At 67.4% G+C, this 15,765-nt stretch carries 19 protein-coding genes; 12 read left to right on the plus strand and 7 right to left on the minus strand.

The features are described from left to right. Window positions 1-103: 103 nt before the first annotated feature. Both N5D91_RS13530 and N5D91_RS13535 read right to left on the minus strand, forming a co-directional pair. Window positions 104-355 (minus strand): BolA family protein, encoded by a 252-nt coding sequence (locus tag N5D91_RS13530; protein WP_110712885.1) that lies wholly within the window; start codon window positions 353-355, stop codon window positions 104-106. Between the two features lie 20 nt (window positions 356-375). Continuing rightward, window positions 376-675 carry a YciI family protein gene (locus N5D91_RS13535; protein WP_180855046.1) on the minus strand — a complete coding sequence of 100 codons (300 nt, stop codon included), beginning with the start codon at window positions 673-675 and terminating at the stop codon, window positions 376-378. A 375-nt stretch (window positions 676-1,050) separates the two neighbouring features. Here N5D91_RS13535 and N5D91_RS13540 point away from each other — a divergent pair, with 375 nt between their 5' ends. The 3 genes from N5D91_RS13540 to N5D91_RS13550 are packed head-to-tail and all read left to right on the plus strand — an operon-like array spanning window position 1,051 to window position 4,484. Continuing rightward, window positions 1,051-1,956, plus strand: coding sequence for a ScpA family protein (locus N5D91_RS13540; protein ID WP_110712886.1), 906 nt, complete (start codon window positions 1,051-1,053; stop codon window positions 1,954-1,956). A 13-nt stretch (window positions 1,957-1,969) separates the two neighbouring features. Then, a complete protein-coding gene (scpB, locus tag N5D91_RS13545) occupies window positions 1,970-2,845 on the plus strand; it encodes an SMC-Scp complex subunit ScpB (protein ID WP_110712887.1) in 876 nt (291 codons plus the stop codon). Continuing rightward, window positions 2,838-4,484, plus strand: a complete 1,647-nt coding sequence (locus N5D91_RS13550; RefSeq protein WP_110712888.1) for a pseudouridine synthase — start codon at window positions 2,838-2,840, stop codon at window positions 4,482-4,484. Before scpB ends, N5D91_RS13550 begins: the two co-directional genes overlap by 8 nt. 106 nt (window positions 4,485-4,590) lie before the next feature. Here N5D91_RS13550 and N5D91_RS13555 read toward each other — a convergent pair whose 3' ends face one another. Further along, window positions 4,591-5,382 (minus strand): helix-turn-helix transcriptional regulator, encoded by a 792-nt coding sequence (locus N5D91_RS13555; RefSeq protein WP_180855032.1) that lies wholly within the window; start codon window positions 5,380-5,382, stop codon window positions 4,591-4,593. A 90-nt stretch (window positions 5,383-5,472) separates the two neighbouring features. On the opposite strand from N5D91_RS13555, the gene N5D91_RS13560 reads away from it, so the two are divergent. Then, on the plus strand, window positions 5,473-6,621 hold the full coding sequence (locus N5D91_RS13560; protein ID WP_153855951.1) for an MFS transporter: 1,149 nt from the start codon (window positions 5,473-5,475) through the stop codon (window positions 6,619-6,621). An 83-nt stretch (window positions 6,622-6,704) separates the two neighbouring features. On the opposite strand, the gene N5D91_RS13565 is transcribed toward N5D91_RS13560, so the two are convergent. Beyond that, window positions 6,705-7,112: a hypothetical protein gene (locus N5D91_RS13565; RefSeq protein WP_153855950.1), complete on the minus strand. Its 408-nt coding sequence runs from the start codon at window positions 7,110-7,112 to the stop codon at window positions 6,705-6,707. A gap of 352 nt (window positions 7,113-7,464) precedes the next feature. Here N5D91_RS13565 and N5D91_RS13570 point away from each other — a divergent pair, with 352 nt between their 5' ends. Beyond that, entirely contained in the window at window positions 7,465-7,758 is a 294-nt protein-coding gene (locus N5D91_RS13570; protein ID WP_180855031.1) for a hypothetical protein, read from the plus strand. Here the strand turns inward: N5D91_RS13570 and N5D91_RS13575 are convergent. The 3 genes from N5D91_RS13575 to N5D91_RS13585 form a co-directional block, all read right to left on the minus strand. Continuing rightward, window positions 7,745-8,179, minus strand: a complete 435-nt coding sequence (locus tag N5D91_RS13575) for a hypothetical protein (protein WP_110712893.1) — start codon at window positions 8,177-8,179, stop codon at window positions 7,745-7,747. The two genes, N5D91_RS13570 and N5D91_RS13575, sit on opposite strands and share 14 nt — an antisense overlap. Window positions 8,180-8,282: 103 nt before the next feature. Continuing rightward, complete coding sequence (locus N5D91_RS13580) at window positions 8,283-9,089, minus strand: amidohydrolase (RefSeq protein WP_153855949.1); 807 nt, start codon at window positions 9,087-9,089, stop codon at window positions 8,283-8,285. Between the two features lie 14 nt (window positions 9,090-9,103). After that, window positions 9,104-10,252 carry a pyridoxal phosphate-dependent aminotransferase gene (locus N5D91_RS13585; protein WP_049423978.1) on the minus strand — a complete coding sequence of 383 codons (1,149 nt, stop codon included), beginning with the start codon at window positions 10,250-10,252 and terminating at the stop codon, window positions 9,104-9,106. 188 nt (window positions 10,253-10,440) lie between these two features. On the opposite strand from N5D91_RS13585, the gene ccmA reads away from it, so the two are divergent. From ccmA to N5D91_RS13620, 7 genes are read left to right on the plus strand one after another with little or no spacing between them, the layout of a single operon-like run. Next, the gene (ccmA, locus tag N5D91_RS13590) at window positions 10,441-11,070 is read left to right on the plus strand and encodes a heme ABC exporter ATP-binding protein CcmA (RefSeq protein ID WP_005413987.1); all 630 of its coding nucleotides are present in this window, start codon (window positions 10,441-10,443) and stop codon (window positions 11,068-11,070) included. Then, a complete protein-coding gene (gene ccmB / locus N5D91_RS13595) occupies window positions 11,067-11,762 on the plus strand; it encodes a heme exporter protein CcmB (protein WP_032129785.1) in 696 nt (231 codons plus the stop codon). The genes ccmA and ccmB overlap by 4 nt, the downstream gene beginning before the upstream one ends. Before the next feature lie 43 nt (window positions 11,763-11,805). Beyond that, window positions 11,806-12,576, plus strand: a complete 771-nt coding sequence (gene ccmC / locus N5D91_RS13600; RefSeq protein WP_087923100.1) for a heme ABC transporter permease CcmC — start codon at window positions 11,806-11,808, stop codon at window positions 12,574-12,576. Next, window positions 12,573-12,761, plus strand: a complete 189-nt coding sequence (gene ccmD / locus N5D91_RS13605; RefSeq protein WP_005410342.1) for a heme exporter protein CcmD — start codon at window positions 12,573-12,575, stop codon at window positions 12,759-12,761. The genes ccmC and ccmD overlap by 4 nt, the downstream gene beginning before the upstream one ends. After that, on the plus strand, window positions 12,758-13,219 hold the full coding sequence (gene ccmE, locus N5D91_RS13610) for a cytochrome c maturation protein CcmE (protein ID WP_014647764.1): 462 nt from the start codon (window positions 12,758-12,760) through the stop codon (window positions 13,217-13,219). The genes ccmD and ccmE overlap by 4 nt, the downstream gene beginning before the upstream one ends. Further along, window positions 13,220-15,139, plus strand: a complete 1,920-nt coding sequence (locus N5D91_RS13615) for a heme lyase CcmF/NrfE family subunit (RefSeq protein ID WP_110712896.1) — start codon at window positions 13,220-13,222, stop codon at window positions 15,137-15,139. A gap of 8 nt (window positions 15,140-15,147) precedes the next feature. Then, window positions 15,148-15,765: a DsbE family thiol:disulfide interchange protein gene (locus tag N5D91_RS13620; RefSeq protein ID WP_110712897.1), complete on the plus strand. Its 618-nt coding sequence runs from the start codon at window positions 15,148-15,150 to the stop codon at window positions 15,763-15,765.

A 15,765-nucleotide genomic window follows, 5' to 3' on the forward strand; every position in this document is an offset into this window, starting at 1 on the left:
GGGCTTGTAAACAGTCCGTTAGGCGAATGTCCCGAAATGGACATGGAAATCTGTCCATGGCGAGGCCCCGCAGGGACCTGCCAGGACAGCGTGGGACAAGGGCTCAGCCTTGTTCTGACGGGGTCTGGGCGTGGATGGACAACGCGTGGATATCGGTCTCCATCATCGACCCCAGCGCGGCGTAGACCGCGCGATGCCGGGCCAGCGGGCCCAGTCCGGCGAAGCGTTCACTGACCACATGGACGTTGAAGTGGCCGCGACCATCGCGCGCGCCGGCATGACCGGCGTGGCGATGACTGTCGTCCTCGATCTCGAGCACGCTCGGGGCCAGCGCCTGTTGCAGCGCATCATGCATCCGTTCGATCCGTTCCGCGTTCACGGCAGGACCTTGCGGAACGGGCGTACCTGTACACGGGTGTAGACGCCTGCAGCCACGTATGGGTCGGCATCGGCCCAAGCCTGGGCCTGGAGCACCGACTCGAACTGCGCGATCACCACCGAACCACTGAAACCGGCCGGGCCCGGGTCTTCACTGTCCACCGCCGGGCAGGGCCCGGCCAGCAGCAGGCGCCCTTCGGCGCGCAGCGCGTGCAGTCGCGCCAGGTGTTCCGGCCGCGCCTGCAGCCGCTGCGCCAGCACATCCTGGCCGTCATACCCTTCGATCACATACCACACCGGCATTTCCTCGCTTGCGTTGTCGGGTGCGCAGATTCTAGCCAAAGCGGCCCCCGCCCCGGTCCAGCTGGACACTGGCGCGACAAAGGCTTACCCTAGGCTCCATTGCACGTGGCTGGATGCAGCAGCCCGTCGGTTTTTGCGGCCAACGCAGCCCCCGACGACCGTCCCGCTGCTTCAAACCGGACCACCCGGCCGGGCCACGTAGACGACCTCCCCGTAGTTTTGTCGCTGCCGTTCCCTGCAGCGCGTCCTGCTGTTTGATATGTGTGGAATCGCGCCGATCCCGGCGTGTCTGGTGCCCTGGGGCTCCGTGGCGCAGGCCCGGCGAACCCGGTGCCGCGACTGGTCCGTTGCAATCCTGATGTCCATTAGATGACTTCCGAACTCGCGCTCGACGCGAACCCGCCAACCCGGCCGCCCGCCCCCCAGCAGCAGGAAATGCCGCTGGCCGTGGTGCATGGACAACCGGTCCTGCAGATTCCGCAGGACCTGTACATTCCGCCGGATGCGCTGGAAGTCATCCTGGATGCCTTCGAAGGCCCGCTGGACCTGCTGCTGTACCTGATCCGCCGCCAGAATCTGGACGTACTGGACATTCCCGTCGCCGAGATCACCCGGCAGTACGTGGAATACATCACCGTGATGCGCGAGCTGCGCTTCGAGCTGGCCGCCGAGTACCTGGTGATGGCTGCGATCCTGGCCGAGGTGAAGTCACGCATGCTGCTGCCGCGCCCGGTCAGCGAGGAAGGCGACGAAGCCGACCCGCGCGCCGAGCTGGTGCGCCGCCTGCAGGAGTACGAACGCTTCAAGCAGGCCGCCGAGGACATCGACGCCCTGCCCCGCCAGGACCGCGACACCACGGTGGCACACGCCTTCATGCCCGAACGCGCCACGGTGAAGCTGCCGCCGCCGGTGGACCTGAAGGAAATGCTGCTGGCCCTGCACGACGTGCTCAAGCGCGCCGAGCTGTTCAGCGGCCATGCCATCAAGCGCGAAGCACTGAGCGTGCGGCAACGCATGGGCGAAGTGCTGGGACGCCTGGAGGACGGCAAGTTCTATCGTTTTGAAGGGCTGTTCACCGCCGAAGAAGGCAAGCTGGGCGTGCTGGTCACGTTCCTGGCGGTGCTGGAACTGGCCAAGGAACAGCTGCTGGACATCGTCCAGGAAGAACCACTGGCGCCGATCTACGTGAAGTCACTGGCCGCCGGCAACACCAATGCCCCGCTGCAGTTCAGCAGCGAGTTCGACGACAACGACGCCGCCAACGAGAACGAGTGAGCGCTGACTGCCGATGGACCAAACGCTGATCAACCGCATTGTCGAAGGTGCCCTGCTGGCCTCCAGCCAGCCGCTCACCCTGGCCCAGCTGAAGGACCTGTTCCCGGAAGAGGAACCGGCACCCCCGGGCAGCATCGAACGTGCGCTGGAACGCCTGCGCGAAGCCTGCGAAGGACGCGGCGTGGAACTGGTCGAGGTCGCCTCCGGCTTCCGCTACCAGGTCACCGGCGAAGTGCATGGCTGGATCAGCCGGCTGTGGACCGAACGCAAGACCCGCTACACCCGTGCCACCCTGGAAACCCTGGCGCTGATCGCCTACCGGCAGCCGATCACCCGCGGCGAGATCGAGCAGGTGCGTGGCGTGGCGGTCAGCAGCAACATCATCCAGGCACTGGAAGAACGCGAATGGATCCGCGTGGTCGGCCACCGCGACGTGCCCGGCAAGCCGGCACTGTTCGGCACCACCAAGGGCTTCCTGGATTATTTCGGCCTGAAGCGATTGGATGAGCTGCCGCCACTGTCGGAACTGAAGGACCTGGGCGAGCTGGAACCCCAGCTGTCCCTGGACCGCGATGCACCGGCGGCGGCAAGCGCCGATGGCCCTGACATCTCGGCCGGCGCCGAAGGCGCTGCCGCGAACGATGATGCCGGCCAGGCCGGCAGTGACACCCCTGATTCCGTCGATGCAGCCCCTGCGTCGGCCTCCGATGAGCAAGCACCTTCGCCCTTCGATGATGGGCACCCCGATTCCGCGCCGGGCGAGCGCGCGGTGCCAGTGAACGAACGCGAAGACAACGCCGTCGCGATGACGACCGTGGCTGTTGACCAAGCCGATTCCGAACCAGAGGCCGACCTCGAAACCGTCGGCCGGAGCAAAACTGATGAGTGACACCCCTCGCAAGCTGTCGTTGAACAAGCTCTCGCTGAAGCGCGAAGCCACCTCCGAACAGTTCAAGTTGGAAGAACGCCTGCACAAGGTGCTGGCCCAGGCCGGCCTTGGCTCGCGCCGCGCGCTGGAACAGCGCATCGCCGAAGGCCTGGTCAAGGTCAACGGTGAAGTCGCGCAGACCGGCATGTCGGTCAAGAGCGGCGACAAGATCGAACTGGATGGTCGTGGCTTCGTCGCCACCGCCCTGGCCGAGCCGTCGCGCGTGCTGGTCTACAACAAGCCGGAAGGCGAAGTGACCACCCGCGATGATCCGGAAGGCCGCCCGACCGTGTTCGAATCGCTGCCGCCGCTGAAGGGCGCGCGCTGGATCGCGATCGGCCGCCTGGACATCAACACCACCGGCCTGCTGCTGGCCACCACCGACGGTGAACTGGCCAACGCCATGATGCACCCGTCGTTCGAGGTCGAGCGCGAATACGTGGTGCGCGTGCGTGCACCGGAAGGCGAGGAAAAGGTCTCCGACGCCATCGTCGACCGCCTCACCCGTGGCGTGGCACTGGAAGACGGCCCGGCCAAGTTCGACGAGATCGAACGCATCGGCGGCACCGACTCGCACGACTGGTTCCGCGTTGTGGTGAAGGAAGGCCGCAACCGCGAAGTGCGTCGCCTGTGGGAGTCGCAGGGCTGCCAGGTCAGCCGCCTGAAGCGCACCCGCTATGGCAAGGTGAGCCTGCCGCGCGAACTGGCCCGCGGCCATTCGGTGGAACTGGGCACCGCCCAGGTGGAAGCCCTGCGTGCGCAGCTGAAGCTGGAAGAAGGCGCACCGTCGGCACTGACCCTGCAGCCGGTGATCGGCCAGCGCCGCGCCGCCAAGACCACCGTGCGCGTGCGCGAAGGTGGCCGCGGCAACGCCTACGTCAACGGTCACAACACCGCTGACGAAGGCCGCGAGCTGCGTCGTTTCGACAACGTCCGCGAAGACCGCGGCCGTGGCCGCGGTGGCAAGGGCGGCGGCTTCAAGGGCGGCCTGACGGTCAGCGGCGAAGCGGCGGCCAAGCAGTCGCAGAAGCCGTTCAAGCAGCGCGCCCAGAAGAACGACCGTTCGCTGCCGGAAGGCAATCCGGCGGCGTTCCGCACCTGGTACGTGCCGGATGGCGTGAGCACCGGCCCGAGCGGCCATCGCAATGCCGGTCCGGGCGCACGTGGCCCGGGCGCCCGTGGTCCGGGCGCAGGCGGCCAGGGCCGTCCGTACGGCAAGCCGAAGGGTCCGGGTGCTGGCGCCGGTGGCGGCCAGGGCCGTGGCGGCTTCGGTGGTGAAGGTCGTGGCGGCGCAGGCGGCCAGGGTCGTCCGGCCGGTGCGGGCAACCGCTCGCAGGGCCAGGGCAACAAGCACCCGTACGGCCATCCGGGCAACGCCCCGAGCTTCCCGTCCGACCACGCCACGCCGGGCTTCAACCCGTATGGCAGCCCGAAGCCGGCGCAGGGCGCCCGTCCGGGCGGTCGCGGCCCGGGCGGTGGCAACCGTGGTCCGGGCGGTAATCGCGGTCCCGGTGGTCCGGGTGGCAACCGTGGCCCGGGCGGCCCCGGCGGCAACCGCGGTCCGGGCGGCCCGCGCCGCAGCGGCCCGCGCGGCGGCTGATCAGCAGCGACGTTGAAATGAAGAACCCCGGCGCAGGCCGGGGTTCTTCTTTAAAAAGGGGACGGAGGGGATTAAGTCGTTTTTGCCTCAAAGGGGCGAAAGCGACTTAATCCCCTCCGTCCCCTTTTGCGTGGCGCTGGAACGCGGCTGGCGTGGTGCCGGTCATGCTGCGGAAGAAGGCGATGAACGGGCTCTCGGCGGAGAACCCGGTGTCCTGCGCCACATGCGCGACGCGATGGCCGAGCAGCAGCAACTCCATGGCTCGCATCAGGCGCCATTGCTGACGCCAGGCCTGATAGCCCATGCCGGTATCACGCTGCATCAGCCGGCCGACGGTACGCACGCTCAGGTCCGCACGCGCGGCCAGCTCGCCCAGTTCGGGCGGCAGCTGCTCGGCCAGCGGCAGACAACGTGCGATCCGCGGATCACGCGGCAGAGGCAGGTCCATCGGCGCCACCGGTGCAGCGGCGATCTCCAGCACGCACAACGCCAGTTGATGGTGTGCGCGCGACGACTGCCAGTCATGGTTGAACGGTGCCTGCGCGATCGGCTCCAGCAAGGCCTGCAGCAGAGGGCCCACGCTGATGATCGCAGGCTGCTGCGGCAGTTGCGCCGATAACGCGACATCAAAGTACAACGAGCGGTAGTCGACCGCCTGGCGCATCTGTGCACGATGAAGCAGACCGCCCGGAATCCATGCCGCGCGCGACGGTGGCAGCAGGCTGATGCGATCTCCGTAGGTCAAGCGCGTGCAGCCCTGCCGGGTGTAAAGCAACTGCGCACGTGCGTGCCGGTGCCAGCCCGAATCATGGTCGGCCAGCGAAGAGGCGATACCCAGCACGGGCGCCGCACTCCAGGCGTCTGCGTCGAATCGCGCATCCGGCTGCAACCACGCCATGACCGATTTCCTACATTTCCTGACAGGACCTACAGAGTGCGCCAACAGGGCCGCGACCACAATGCGCGCCCCTGTTTCCGGAGTGCCCGCATGCCGCGCCGCCTTCTACTGCTCACCATTGCTCTGCTGATGTTCCCGCAGCTGGCGCAGACCTTGTACAGCCCTGCCCTCGCCAGCCTGGCCGAACGCTTCGCGTTGCCACCCAGCGCCGCCAGCCAGGCAATGAGCCTGTACCTGTTCGGCTTCGCTGCAGGCGTGCTGCTGTGGGGGCGCCTGGCCGATCGTATCGGTCGTCGCCCTGCTCTTCTCTGTGGCCTCGGCGTCTTCGCAGTGGCTGCACTGGGCGGCTTGATGGCTCGCAGCTTCGGCCAGGTGCTGCTGGTCCAAGCGTTGGCCGCAGTCGGCGCCGCCGCCGCTTCGGTGGTCACCCAGACCGTCCTACGTGATCGTCTGCGGGGGCCGGCATTGGCGCAGGCGTTCTCGTGGATCGGCATGGCGCTGGCATTGAGTCCCGCGATCGGGCTGGCACTGGGCACGCTGCTGGTCGCTGCAAACGGCTACGCGGGCGTGCAGGCCGGGCTGCTGGTGGTCGTCGCCCTGCTGATGGCCGGGTGCACATGGGGGCTCCGCGAAAGTCGCGCCGCCGAAGGGGTGCACACGCCATTGCTGCCACTGCTGCGGCAACTGCTCCGCGATCGCTGGATCTGGTCGCAGGCACTACTGGTGATGGCGTTCAACGTGGCGATGTACAGCTGGTACGCACTCGGTCCATTCGTGTTCGCGCGCCAGCATTGGCCAGCCACCTGGTTCGGCGCCAGCGGCGCGGTGCTGGCACTGGGCTCGGCACTGGGCGCGTGGGGCAATGGCCGCCTGCTGCGTGCAGGCGTTGCCGCAACCACGCGCATCCGCATCGCCGCAGGACTGGTCCTGACGGGAGGCCTGCTGGCCACGCTGCTGCATGATCACCCTGCCCTGGTCGCGGCGATGGTGCCGGTGGTGACGGGCTTCGGCCTCGCCATCCCCAACGTGCTCGGCCAGGCCCTGCGCGGCTATCCACACTGCCTCGGCAGTGCTGGCGCGCTGTTCGGCCTGCTCTACTACCTGCTGATCGGCGCGGCGATGGCGTTGGTCGGTGCGCTGCAGCTGCTGGCACCGACCCTCATCGCATGCGGCCTGCTGGCGCTGTGGCTACAGCGGGATCGGTCAGTCGACGGCGGAAGGCCTGGCTGCCGATCGTAACGATGAAGGACCGGTTCCTGCTGCCACGTGGGCAGCAGGGACCCCGGGGTCCCTGCCCCGGGGCCTGGATCAGCAACAACCGGTTACTGGACGTTGATCACTTCGTCCATTGGTGCGAGGAAGTTGCCAGGGCTGTTGCGCGACGCCGAGATCACATAGGTCCCGGGTGTTGCGATGGTCGCGGTGCAATGGCGGATCGGCGTGGTGTTGCCACCGTCGTAATTGTCATTGGTATGGCACAGGAACTGGCCATTGGCATAGACCGAGAAATTACTCGTTCCATCCACCTGGCCGCCCCCTGTGATGTAGATTTCCGACGGCGAGCCAGCCACACGCGGCAAGGTCCCGATCTCGAACCTGGCCGTCACGGGATGTGGCAACAGGCTTGGACAGGACACGACGATTCCGCTGTCGGACAGGCAGACTTCGGCGTGGGCGATCGCGGGCGTGGCGATGAGGGCCACGAGCAGCACGGACGTTCTGAACTCCATTCCAGCGTCTCCAATGATCCCAGCAGAATCGCTGGGACGTCCCTGTTAGGCATTGCGGGGTTACTGCAGGGTCAAGGAAACGTAAATGCCTGCGCGCCCACAGCATCGGATGGCCGCAGGATCCCCTGTGGGCGGCGCGTTGCACACCTCCACTGCCGTTGGCACCCATCCCTGCCCGATGACTTCATGTCGATGCAGGATGCTCACCGCCGCGCGGCACTTTTCCGGCGCGTATCGACGCTCACACCGCATGTTAGGAATTGCTGCAAACACGAGGCATTGTGCGCCACGCCCGGAATTCACATCAGGGCGCTGGCTATCGTGCGCGCTCTCCCACACCAGGCAGATGCCCATGATCACCATTACCGCCGAACAGGCCCGCGCCAACGCCGATGCCGCCAAGCGCCCGATCGAACAGTTCTACCGCGACCTCGACAACTCGATCCAGATCGGCTCGGAGAATGGCCGCCGCTATCTCGTGTTCGGCTTCAGCCAGGTGATGGCCAGCGAGCAGCTCGTCGAAGACGTGACCACGCAACTGCTGAAGAATGGTTTCGGTGTCGAACGGTTGTTGAGCGATTCCGAACAGCACTACATCCGCATCAGCTGGAACACCGCGGAGCCGCGCCGACTCAACGCCGGCTGATAGTGAACGCGGTGCCGTCCACGCCCAGGTCCCAGCCCTTGCCCGTGCCGGACAGGGCCAGCGAGATATCGCCCTTGGTCATCACCTGCGCATTGCTGGATTTCACTGCGCCAGCGTGAGCACCCACCGAAGCGTAGGTCCCCAGCAGTTCGTTGAGGCTGACCGCACCGGTAAAGCTGCCGCGCCCATTGGTGATCTTCGACTTGCCCACGGTCAGGCCGCCGCCCTTCATCTGGATGCGCACCGGCATGCTGGCGCCATTGCTGCAGGTGACCGTGCCATTGCCGGAGGCGGTCTTGTAGATCAGCGACCAGCCGGACAGGTTGTAGCGCAGCTGGCAATCGAGGTTGCCGGCGGCGTGCGCGGCCGGGGCCAGCGATGCGGCGGACAGGGCCAGCAGCAGAGCGAAGGACGTGTTCATGGCAGGACTTCCAGTTCGGTCGGACTGGCGGCGAATCTAGCAGCGCGCGCGTGCACGTTGGATGCAGGCACGCGCGCTGGTGCGGCGGCGTTCAGGCCGTCGCTCAGGCCTGTTCGTCCAGGTGGAAGGCATCGGCATCAAGCATCGCCGGGAAGCGCGCGCGATGGGCGGCCAGCGCCTCGGCCGAAATGGTGGTGGTGACCACCTGTTCGCGCTCGCGGATTTCCACCTGCGGCTGGCCGAGGAAATCCAGCACCGCGCTGTCACCCGCGTAATGCAGCTGGTTGCCATCGACGCCGACACGGTTCACCGCGGCAACGAAGCACAGGTTCTCGATCGCCCGCGCACGCAGCAGGGTCTTCCACGCATAGGCGCGCGCCGACGGCCAGTTGGCAACGAAGATCTGCAGGTCGAAATCCAGCTGCTGCGGACGCTCCACGTTGTAGCGGTTGCGGCAGAACACCGGGAAACGCAGGTCGTAGCAGACCTGCGGATTGATTCGCCAGCCTTTCCATTCCACGCTCAGGCGCTCACGGCCGGCGGCATAGCGTTCGTGTTCACCGCCGTAGCGGAACAGGTGGCGCTTGTCGTAGTACTGCAGCCCGCCATCGGGCGTGGCGAACAACAGGCGGTTGTAGACGCCCTCGCCCTCGCGCAGCTGCACGCTGCCGATCACCGCCGCGTTCAAGGCCTTCGCCTGCTCGCGCACCCAGGCCACGGTCGGACCGTCCATGCCTTCGGCCTGGGCGATGGCGTCGTTGGAGAAGCCACTGGTGAAGGTCTCCGGCAGGATCACCAGGTCGGTGCTGCCGGCCAGCGGTGCCAGCAACGCACCGTAGTAGGCGCGGTTGCCCGCCGGGTCGTGCCAGCGGGTGTCGCCCTGAACGAGGGAAATGCGCAGGTCCTGCATGTTCAACCCTCCGCTCACAGCAGGCGCAGGCGTTCGATCGCCGCGTCCATGGTCGCTTCGTTCTTGGCGAAGCACAGGCGCACCAGGCGCTGGCCGGCCGGCGGATTTTCGTAGAACGGCGACAGCGGAATGGCAGTGACGCCCTTCTCGATGGTCAGCCACTTCACGAACTCATGGTCCGGCAGGTCGCTGATGGCCGAGTAGTCGACCAGCTGGAAGTAACCGCCCGGCACCGGCAGCGCCTTCAGCCGGGTGCTGGCCAGCTGTTCGCGGAAACGATCGCGCTTGGCCTGGTAGAACGCACCCAGCTCCAGGTGGTGTTCGGGCTCGTCGCGGATCATCGCGGCGAAGCCGTACTGCGCCGGGCCGAAGCTGGTGAAGGTGTTGTACTGGTGCACCTTGCGGAACTCGGCGGTCAGCGCCGGCGGGGCGATCGCATAGCCGATCTTCCAGCCAGTGCAGTGGTAGGTCTTGCCGAAACTGGAGATGACGAACGCGCGCTCGCGCAGTTCCGGGTAGCGCAGCGCCGACTCGTGGCGGCGACCGTCATAGATGATGTGTTCGTACACCTCATCGGAGATCAGGTAGATCTGCGTGCCACGCAGCAGCTCGGCCAGCGCCTGCATGTCCTGCGCCGACAGCATCGCACCGGACGGATTGTGCGGGGTGTTGACAATCAGCATGCGGGTACGCGGGGTGATCGCCGCACGCACGCGGTCCCAGTCGACGGCGAAGGTCTGCGGATCCAGCGACACATGCACGGCCTTGGCGCCGGCCAGATCGATCGCCGGTTCATAGCAGTCATACGCCGGGTCGAGCACGATCACTTCCTCGCCCGCACGCACCACAGCATGGATGGCGTTGAAGATGGCCTCGGTGCCGCCGCTGGTGACGGTGATTTCGCTGTCCGCGTCGACCTGCGCGCCGTAGCAGTCCAGCGCCTTCTGCGCGATGGCCTGGCGCAACGGCGCCACGCCGGTCATCGGCGGGTACTGGTTCAGCCCGGCGGCCATCGCCTTGGCGGTCTCATCGATCAGGCGCTGCGGTGCGGAAAAGTCCGGGAACCCCTGACCGAGGTTGACCGCGCCGTGTTCGGCGGCGAGCTGGGACATCACGGTGAAGATCGTGGTACCGACCTTGGGCAGCTTGGTGGTGGGTTGCATCGGCCTGGGCTGTGGGGGAACAAGGGATCCGAGTTTACGCAATCCGCGCGACGGTAGTGCCGGCCGCTGGCCGGCAACCTCGGCCCACGCGACTGGCCCCCTGGGGAATTGCCGGCCAGCGGCCGGCACTACCGCAGGCTTTCACCGCTACAATTGCCGCCGCACTCCGGCATGAAGACCTTTGCCCCTTGAACACCCCTGCATTGCTGGCCGCCAGCGGCCTGAGCTTTTCCCGCAATGACGAGCCGGTGTTCGGCCCGCTGGACTTCCATGTGGACGCCGGCGAGGCCCTGCTGGTGCAGGGCGGCAATGGCGCCGGCAAGACCACCCTGCTGCGCGTGCTGGCCGGCCTGGCCCGGCCCGGCGCCGGCCAGGTGCGGATCGACGGCAAGCCGGCCAGCAATGCCGAGCGTGCACGCTATGTGGCCTACCTCAGCCATCTGCCGGCCTTGAAGCCAGACCTGGACACGCTGGAGAACCTGCATTTCCTGTGTGGCCTGCACGGCCGTCGCGCACGGCAGATGCCGGGCAACGCGCTGGCCATCGTCGGCCTGGCCGGTTATGAGGACACCCTGGTGCGGCATCTGTCGGCCGGACAGAAGCGGCGGCTGGCACTGGCGCGCATCTGGCTGTCACCGGCGCCGTTGTGGCTGCTCGACGAACCCTATGCCAACCTCGACCTGGAGGGCATCACCCTGGTCAACCGGATGATTTCGGCGCACCTGCGTGCCGGTGGCGCGGCGCTGGTCACCACCCACGGCGCCTACGCTGCACCGCCGGTGCGCACCCGCCAGCTCGACCTCGGCGGTGCCGCATGATCGCGCCGGGTACCGAACCGGGCCTGTGGCAGACCGCAGCGGCCCTGCTCAAGCGCGACCTGCGCCTGCTCTGGCGCCGCCGCGGCGATGCGCTGCAGCCGCTGCTGTTCGCGGTGCTGGTGGTGGTGCTGTTCGCCCTCGCCCAGGGCCGCGAACCACAGCTGCTGGCCGCCACCGCCGGCGCGGTGCTGTGGCTGGCCGTGCTGCTGGCGGGCCAGCTGTCGCTGGATTCGCTGTTCCGCTCCGACGCCGAGGACGGTTCACTGGAACAATGGCTGCTGGCGCCGGTACCGCTGGCGTGGCTGGTGCTGGTGCGCGTGCTGCTGCATTGGGCCACCACTGCACTGCCGTTGATCGTGGTCAGCCCGCTGCTGGCGGAAATGCTGCATCTGCCGCATGACCAGCTGCCGATGTTGCTGGCATCGTTGCTTCTGGGAACGCCGTTGCTGAGCCTGATCGGTGGCGTGGTCGCCGCGCTGACCGTAGGCATCCGACGCTCTGGTATTCTCGTGGCGTTGCTGTCGTTGCCGCTGTATGTGCCGGTGCTGGTGTTCGGCGCTGGCAGTCTGGCGGCAGCCGGACGCGGACAGGATCCGGTCGGTGCGCTGCTGATGCTGGGCGCCGGCCTGCTGGTCGCGCTGGTGCTGGCACCATTGGCCACCGCCGCTGCAATACGTATTTCTCTGAGTTGACCGAGCTGAGAGCCAATCCACCCCTGCTGGATAGCCGCCACGCATGAATCCGATTGTCCGCTGGTTCCACCAACTCGGTTCGCCTCCCACGTTCGACCGTTTCGCTGCCCGCTGGTCGCGGGTGTTCTACCTCGCGGCGGTGCCGGTGCTGCTGGTCGGCATGTGGCAGGCACTGCTGGTGGTGCCGCCGGAAGCCAAGCAGCTGGACAGCTTCCGCATCCTCTACATCCACGTGCCCAGTGCCTGGATGAGCCTGTTCGTGTTCGCGCTGATGGCGCTGTATGCCGCCATCGCGCTGATCTGGCGGATCAAGGTCTGCGAGATCCTGGCCATGGCCTGCGCGCCGATGGGTGCCGGTTTCACCCTGATCACCCTGCTCACCGGCAGCATCTGGGGCAAGGGTACCTGGGGCACCTGGTGGGACTGGGACCCGCGCATGACCAGCGAGCTGGTGCTGCTGTTCCTGTACCTGGGCGTGATCGGCCTGTACCACGCCATCGAGGACCGCCGCAGCGCCGCGCGCGCGGCCGGCCTGCTGGCCATCGTCGGTGTCAGCCTGCTGCCGGTGATCCGCTACTCGGTGGACTGGTGGGGCGGCCTGCACCAGCGCCAGTCGATCAACGTGTTCGGTGAATCGGCGATCAGCAGCGCGATGATCGCGCCGCTGTGGTGGATGGTGATCGGCACCAAGTTCTGGTTCGCCGGTTCGGTGCTGGCCAAGGCCCGTGCCGACAATCTCGACCGCGAGGCCGGCAAGGCCTGGGTCGGCGGCCGCGTCGATGCCGAACGCCCGGCCCGGGAGGCCCAGCCATGACCCACCTGCCCTATGTGATCGGCGCCTACGCCGTGTTCGTGCTGGTGCTCGGCGCCGATGCCATCGGTTCATGGCTGCGCCTGCGCGTGGCACGCCGGCTGGCACTGGCCCGGCAGCAACGGCAGCAGACCCGCGCCGGCAGGCAGGACGCAGCGGCGCCGTTGTCGACGGAGCTGGAACGATGACCCCGGTACAGCGTCGCCGCCTGGTCTGGGTGCTGCTGGCCCTGCTCGCCTCCGGCCTGGCCACCGCGCTGGTGGCGATGGCGCTGGAGCGCAACATCGCCTACCTGTACACGCCTTCGGAAGTGCTGCGCGGCGATGTCGATGCGCAGTCGCGCTTCCGCCTCGGCGGCATGGTGGTGAAAGGCTCCTTCAACCGACCGGTCGGCTCGCTGGAGGCCCGCTTTGAAGTGACCGACGGCGACGCGCAACTGGCAGTGACCACGTCGCGGATCCTGCCGGACATGTTCGCCGAAGGCACGGCGGTGGTCGCCAGCGGCCGACTGCAGGACGGCACTTTCGTCGCCGACGAGGTGCTTGCGAAGCACGATGAGAAGTACGTGCCGAAGGAAGTGGCCGACAAGATGGGCGACGCCCATCGCAAGCACGACGTGCCGGTGACGGCACCCGAGGTGCGCTGAGTGCTGCCCGAACTGGGTCAGATCCTGATGTTGTGTGCGTTGCTGGCCTCGCTGCTGCAGGCCGGCCTGCCGCTGGTCGGCGCGCAGCGCAACAACGCCGCATGGATGGCGGTGGCACGGCCAGCCGCGTTCGCACAGCTGCTGCTGCTCGCCGGCGCCTTCGCGGTGCTCACCGCTGCGTTCGTGCAGCAGGACTTCTCGGTGCGCTACGTGGCCGAGAACTCCAATTCGCTGCTGCCGATGATCTACCGCTACTCGGCGGTGTGGGGCGCGCACGAGGGCTCACTGCTGATGTGGGCGCTGGTGCTGGCGCTGTGGACCGGCGCGGTGGCGCTGTTCTCGCGGCACCTGCCGGCCCCGGTGCAGGCACGCGTACTGGCGGTGATGGGCGTGGTCAGCGTCGGCTTCCTCGCCTTCCTGATCTTCACTTCCAACCCGTTCCTGCGCCTGAACCCGGCACCGCTGGAAGGCCGCGACCTCAATCCACTGCTGCAGGACCCCGGGCTGATCATCCACCCACCGATGCTCTACATCGGGTATGTCGGCTTCGCGGTGCCGTTCGCATTCGCCGTGGCCGCGCTGCTGGAAGGTCGTGTCGACGCACGCTGGCTGCGCTGGACGCGGCCGTGGACCAACGTCGCCTGGGGCTTCCTGACCCTGGGCATCGCACTGGGCAGCTGGTGGGCCTATTACGAGCTGGGCTGGGGCGGCTGGTGGTTCTGGGACCCGGTGGAAAATGCCAGCTTCATGCCCTGGCTGGTCGGCGCGGCACTGATCCATTCCCAGGCGGTCACTGAGAAGCGCGGCACCTTCGGCAGCTGGACCCTGCTGCTGGCGATCGCCGCCTTCGCGCTGTCGCTGCTGGGCACCTTCCTGGTGCGCTCCGGCGTGCTGACCAGCGTGCATTCGTTCGCCGCCGATCCGTCGCGCGGCCTGTTCATCCTGGTGTTCCTGTCGGTGCTGGTCGGCGGCAGCCTGCTGCTGTACGCGCTGCGCGCCAGCCAGCTGAGCGTGGACGCCGACGATCCGCGCCGTGGCTTCACCGCCACCTCGCGCGAGACCCTGCTGCTGGCCAACAACCTGCTGCTGGCCACCGCCTGCGCGATGGTGCTGCTCGGCACGCTGTACCCGCTGCTGGCCGATGCGCTGTCGCTGGGCAAGATCTCGGTCGGCCCGCCCTACTTCGGCAGTCTGTTCCTGCTGCTGATGGCACCGATGATCCTGCTGCTGCCGTTCGGCCCGCTGGTGAAGTGGCAGCGCGACCAGCCTTCGCGCGCGCTCGCGCTGCTGGCACCGTGGCTGGGCCTGGCGCTGCTGCTGGGCGCGCTGGCCTGGTGGCAGGCGCCGCAGAACGGCTGGAAGGCCGGTCTCGGTGTCGCTGCCGCGGTCTGGGTCGGCTTCGGTACCGCACGCTTCGTCTGGCAACGACTGCGCGGCAACGGCCGCTTCACCGCCGAGATGCTCGGGATGATCGTCGCCCACGCCGGCATTGCCGTGTTCCTGGCTGGCGCGCTGCTGGTGGAAGCCCTGAACGTGCAGCGCGAAGTGGCGTTGGCACCGGGCCAGCAGGTGGTGGTCGGCCGCCACGAAGTACGCTTCGAGGGCGTGGACCATCGCGAAGGCCCCAACTTCATCGCCGACCGTGGTCACCTGCGCGTGTTCCGCGACGGCCGCGAGCTGGCGCTGCTGCATCCAGAGAAGCGCCAGTACGCCAGCGGCGGCCAGGTGATGACCGAGGCCGGCATCGATGCACGCTTCGATGGTGATGTCTACGTGGCATTGGGCGAGCCGCTGGGCAACAATGCATGGGCGGTCCGGGTGCACATCAAGCCGTTCGTGCGCTGGATCTGGCTGGGCGCGCTGCTGATGGCCCTGGGCGGATTCATCACCGCCGCCGATCGCCGTTTCCGTCGTCCGTAGGAGTTCCCATGTCCGAGTCCCCCACCCCGCGCCCCTCCCGCCCGCTGCCGCCGGTAGCCATCGTGATCGGTGTGCTGTTCTTCTTCGGCCTGCTCGGGCTGATGATCTACGGGGTGATGAAATCGGGTGACCCGCAGCGCGACGTACTGCCATCTGCCCTGATCGACAAGCCGGCGCCGGCGTTCGCCCTGCCGGTGCTGCACGATCCCGAGATGATCGTGCACAGCGACGACCTGCGCGGCGCACCCTACCTGTTGAACGTCTGGGGCAGCTGGTGCGCGGCCTGCCGCGAGGAACACCCGGTGCTGACCCGATTCGCCGAGAGCAAGCGCGTGCGCGTGATCGGCTACAACTGGAAGGACGATCCGACCGACGCGCTGCACTGGCTGGAACAGCTGGGCAACCCGTTCATGGTCGTGCTCAGCGACGTGGAAGGCCGCACCGCGATCGACTGGGGCGTGACCGCCGCACCGGAAACCTTCCTGGTCGATGGCAGCGGCATAGTGCGCTGGAAGTACAGCGGTGCGATGACCCAGCGCGTGGTCGACGAGAAGCTGATCCCGGCACTGGAGAAGATCGAGAAGGCCCAGGGCAATGCCGGCAGCACGCTGCACACGGCGCCCTGA

It is taken from the genome of Stenotrophomonas sp. GD03794 (assembly GCF_029842145.1).
GTDB lineage: Bacteria > Pseudomonadota > Gammaproteobacteria > Xanthomonadales > Xanthomonadaceae > Stenotrophomonas > Stenotrophomonas riyadhensis.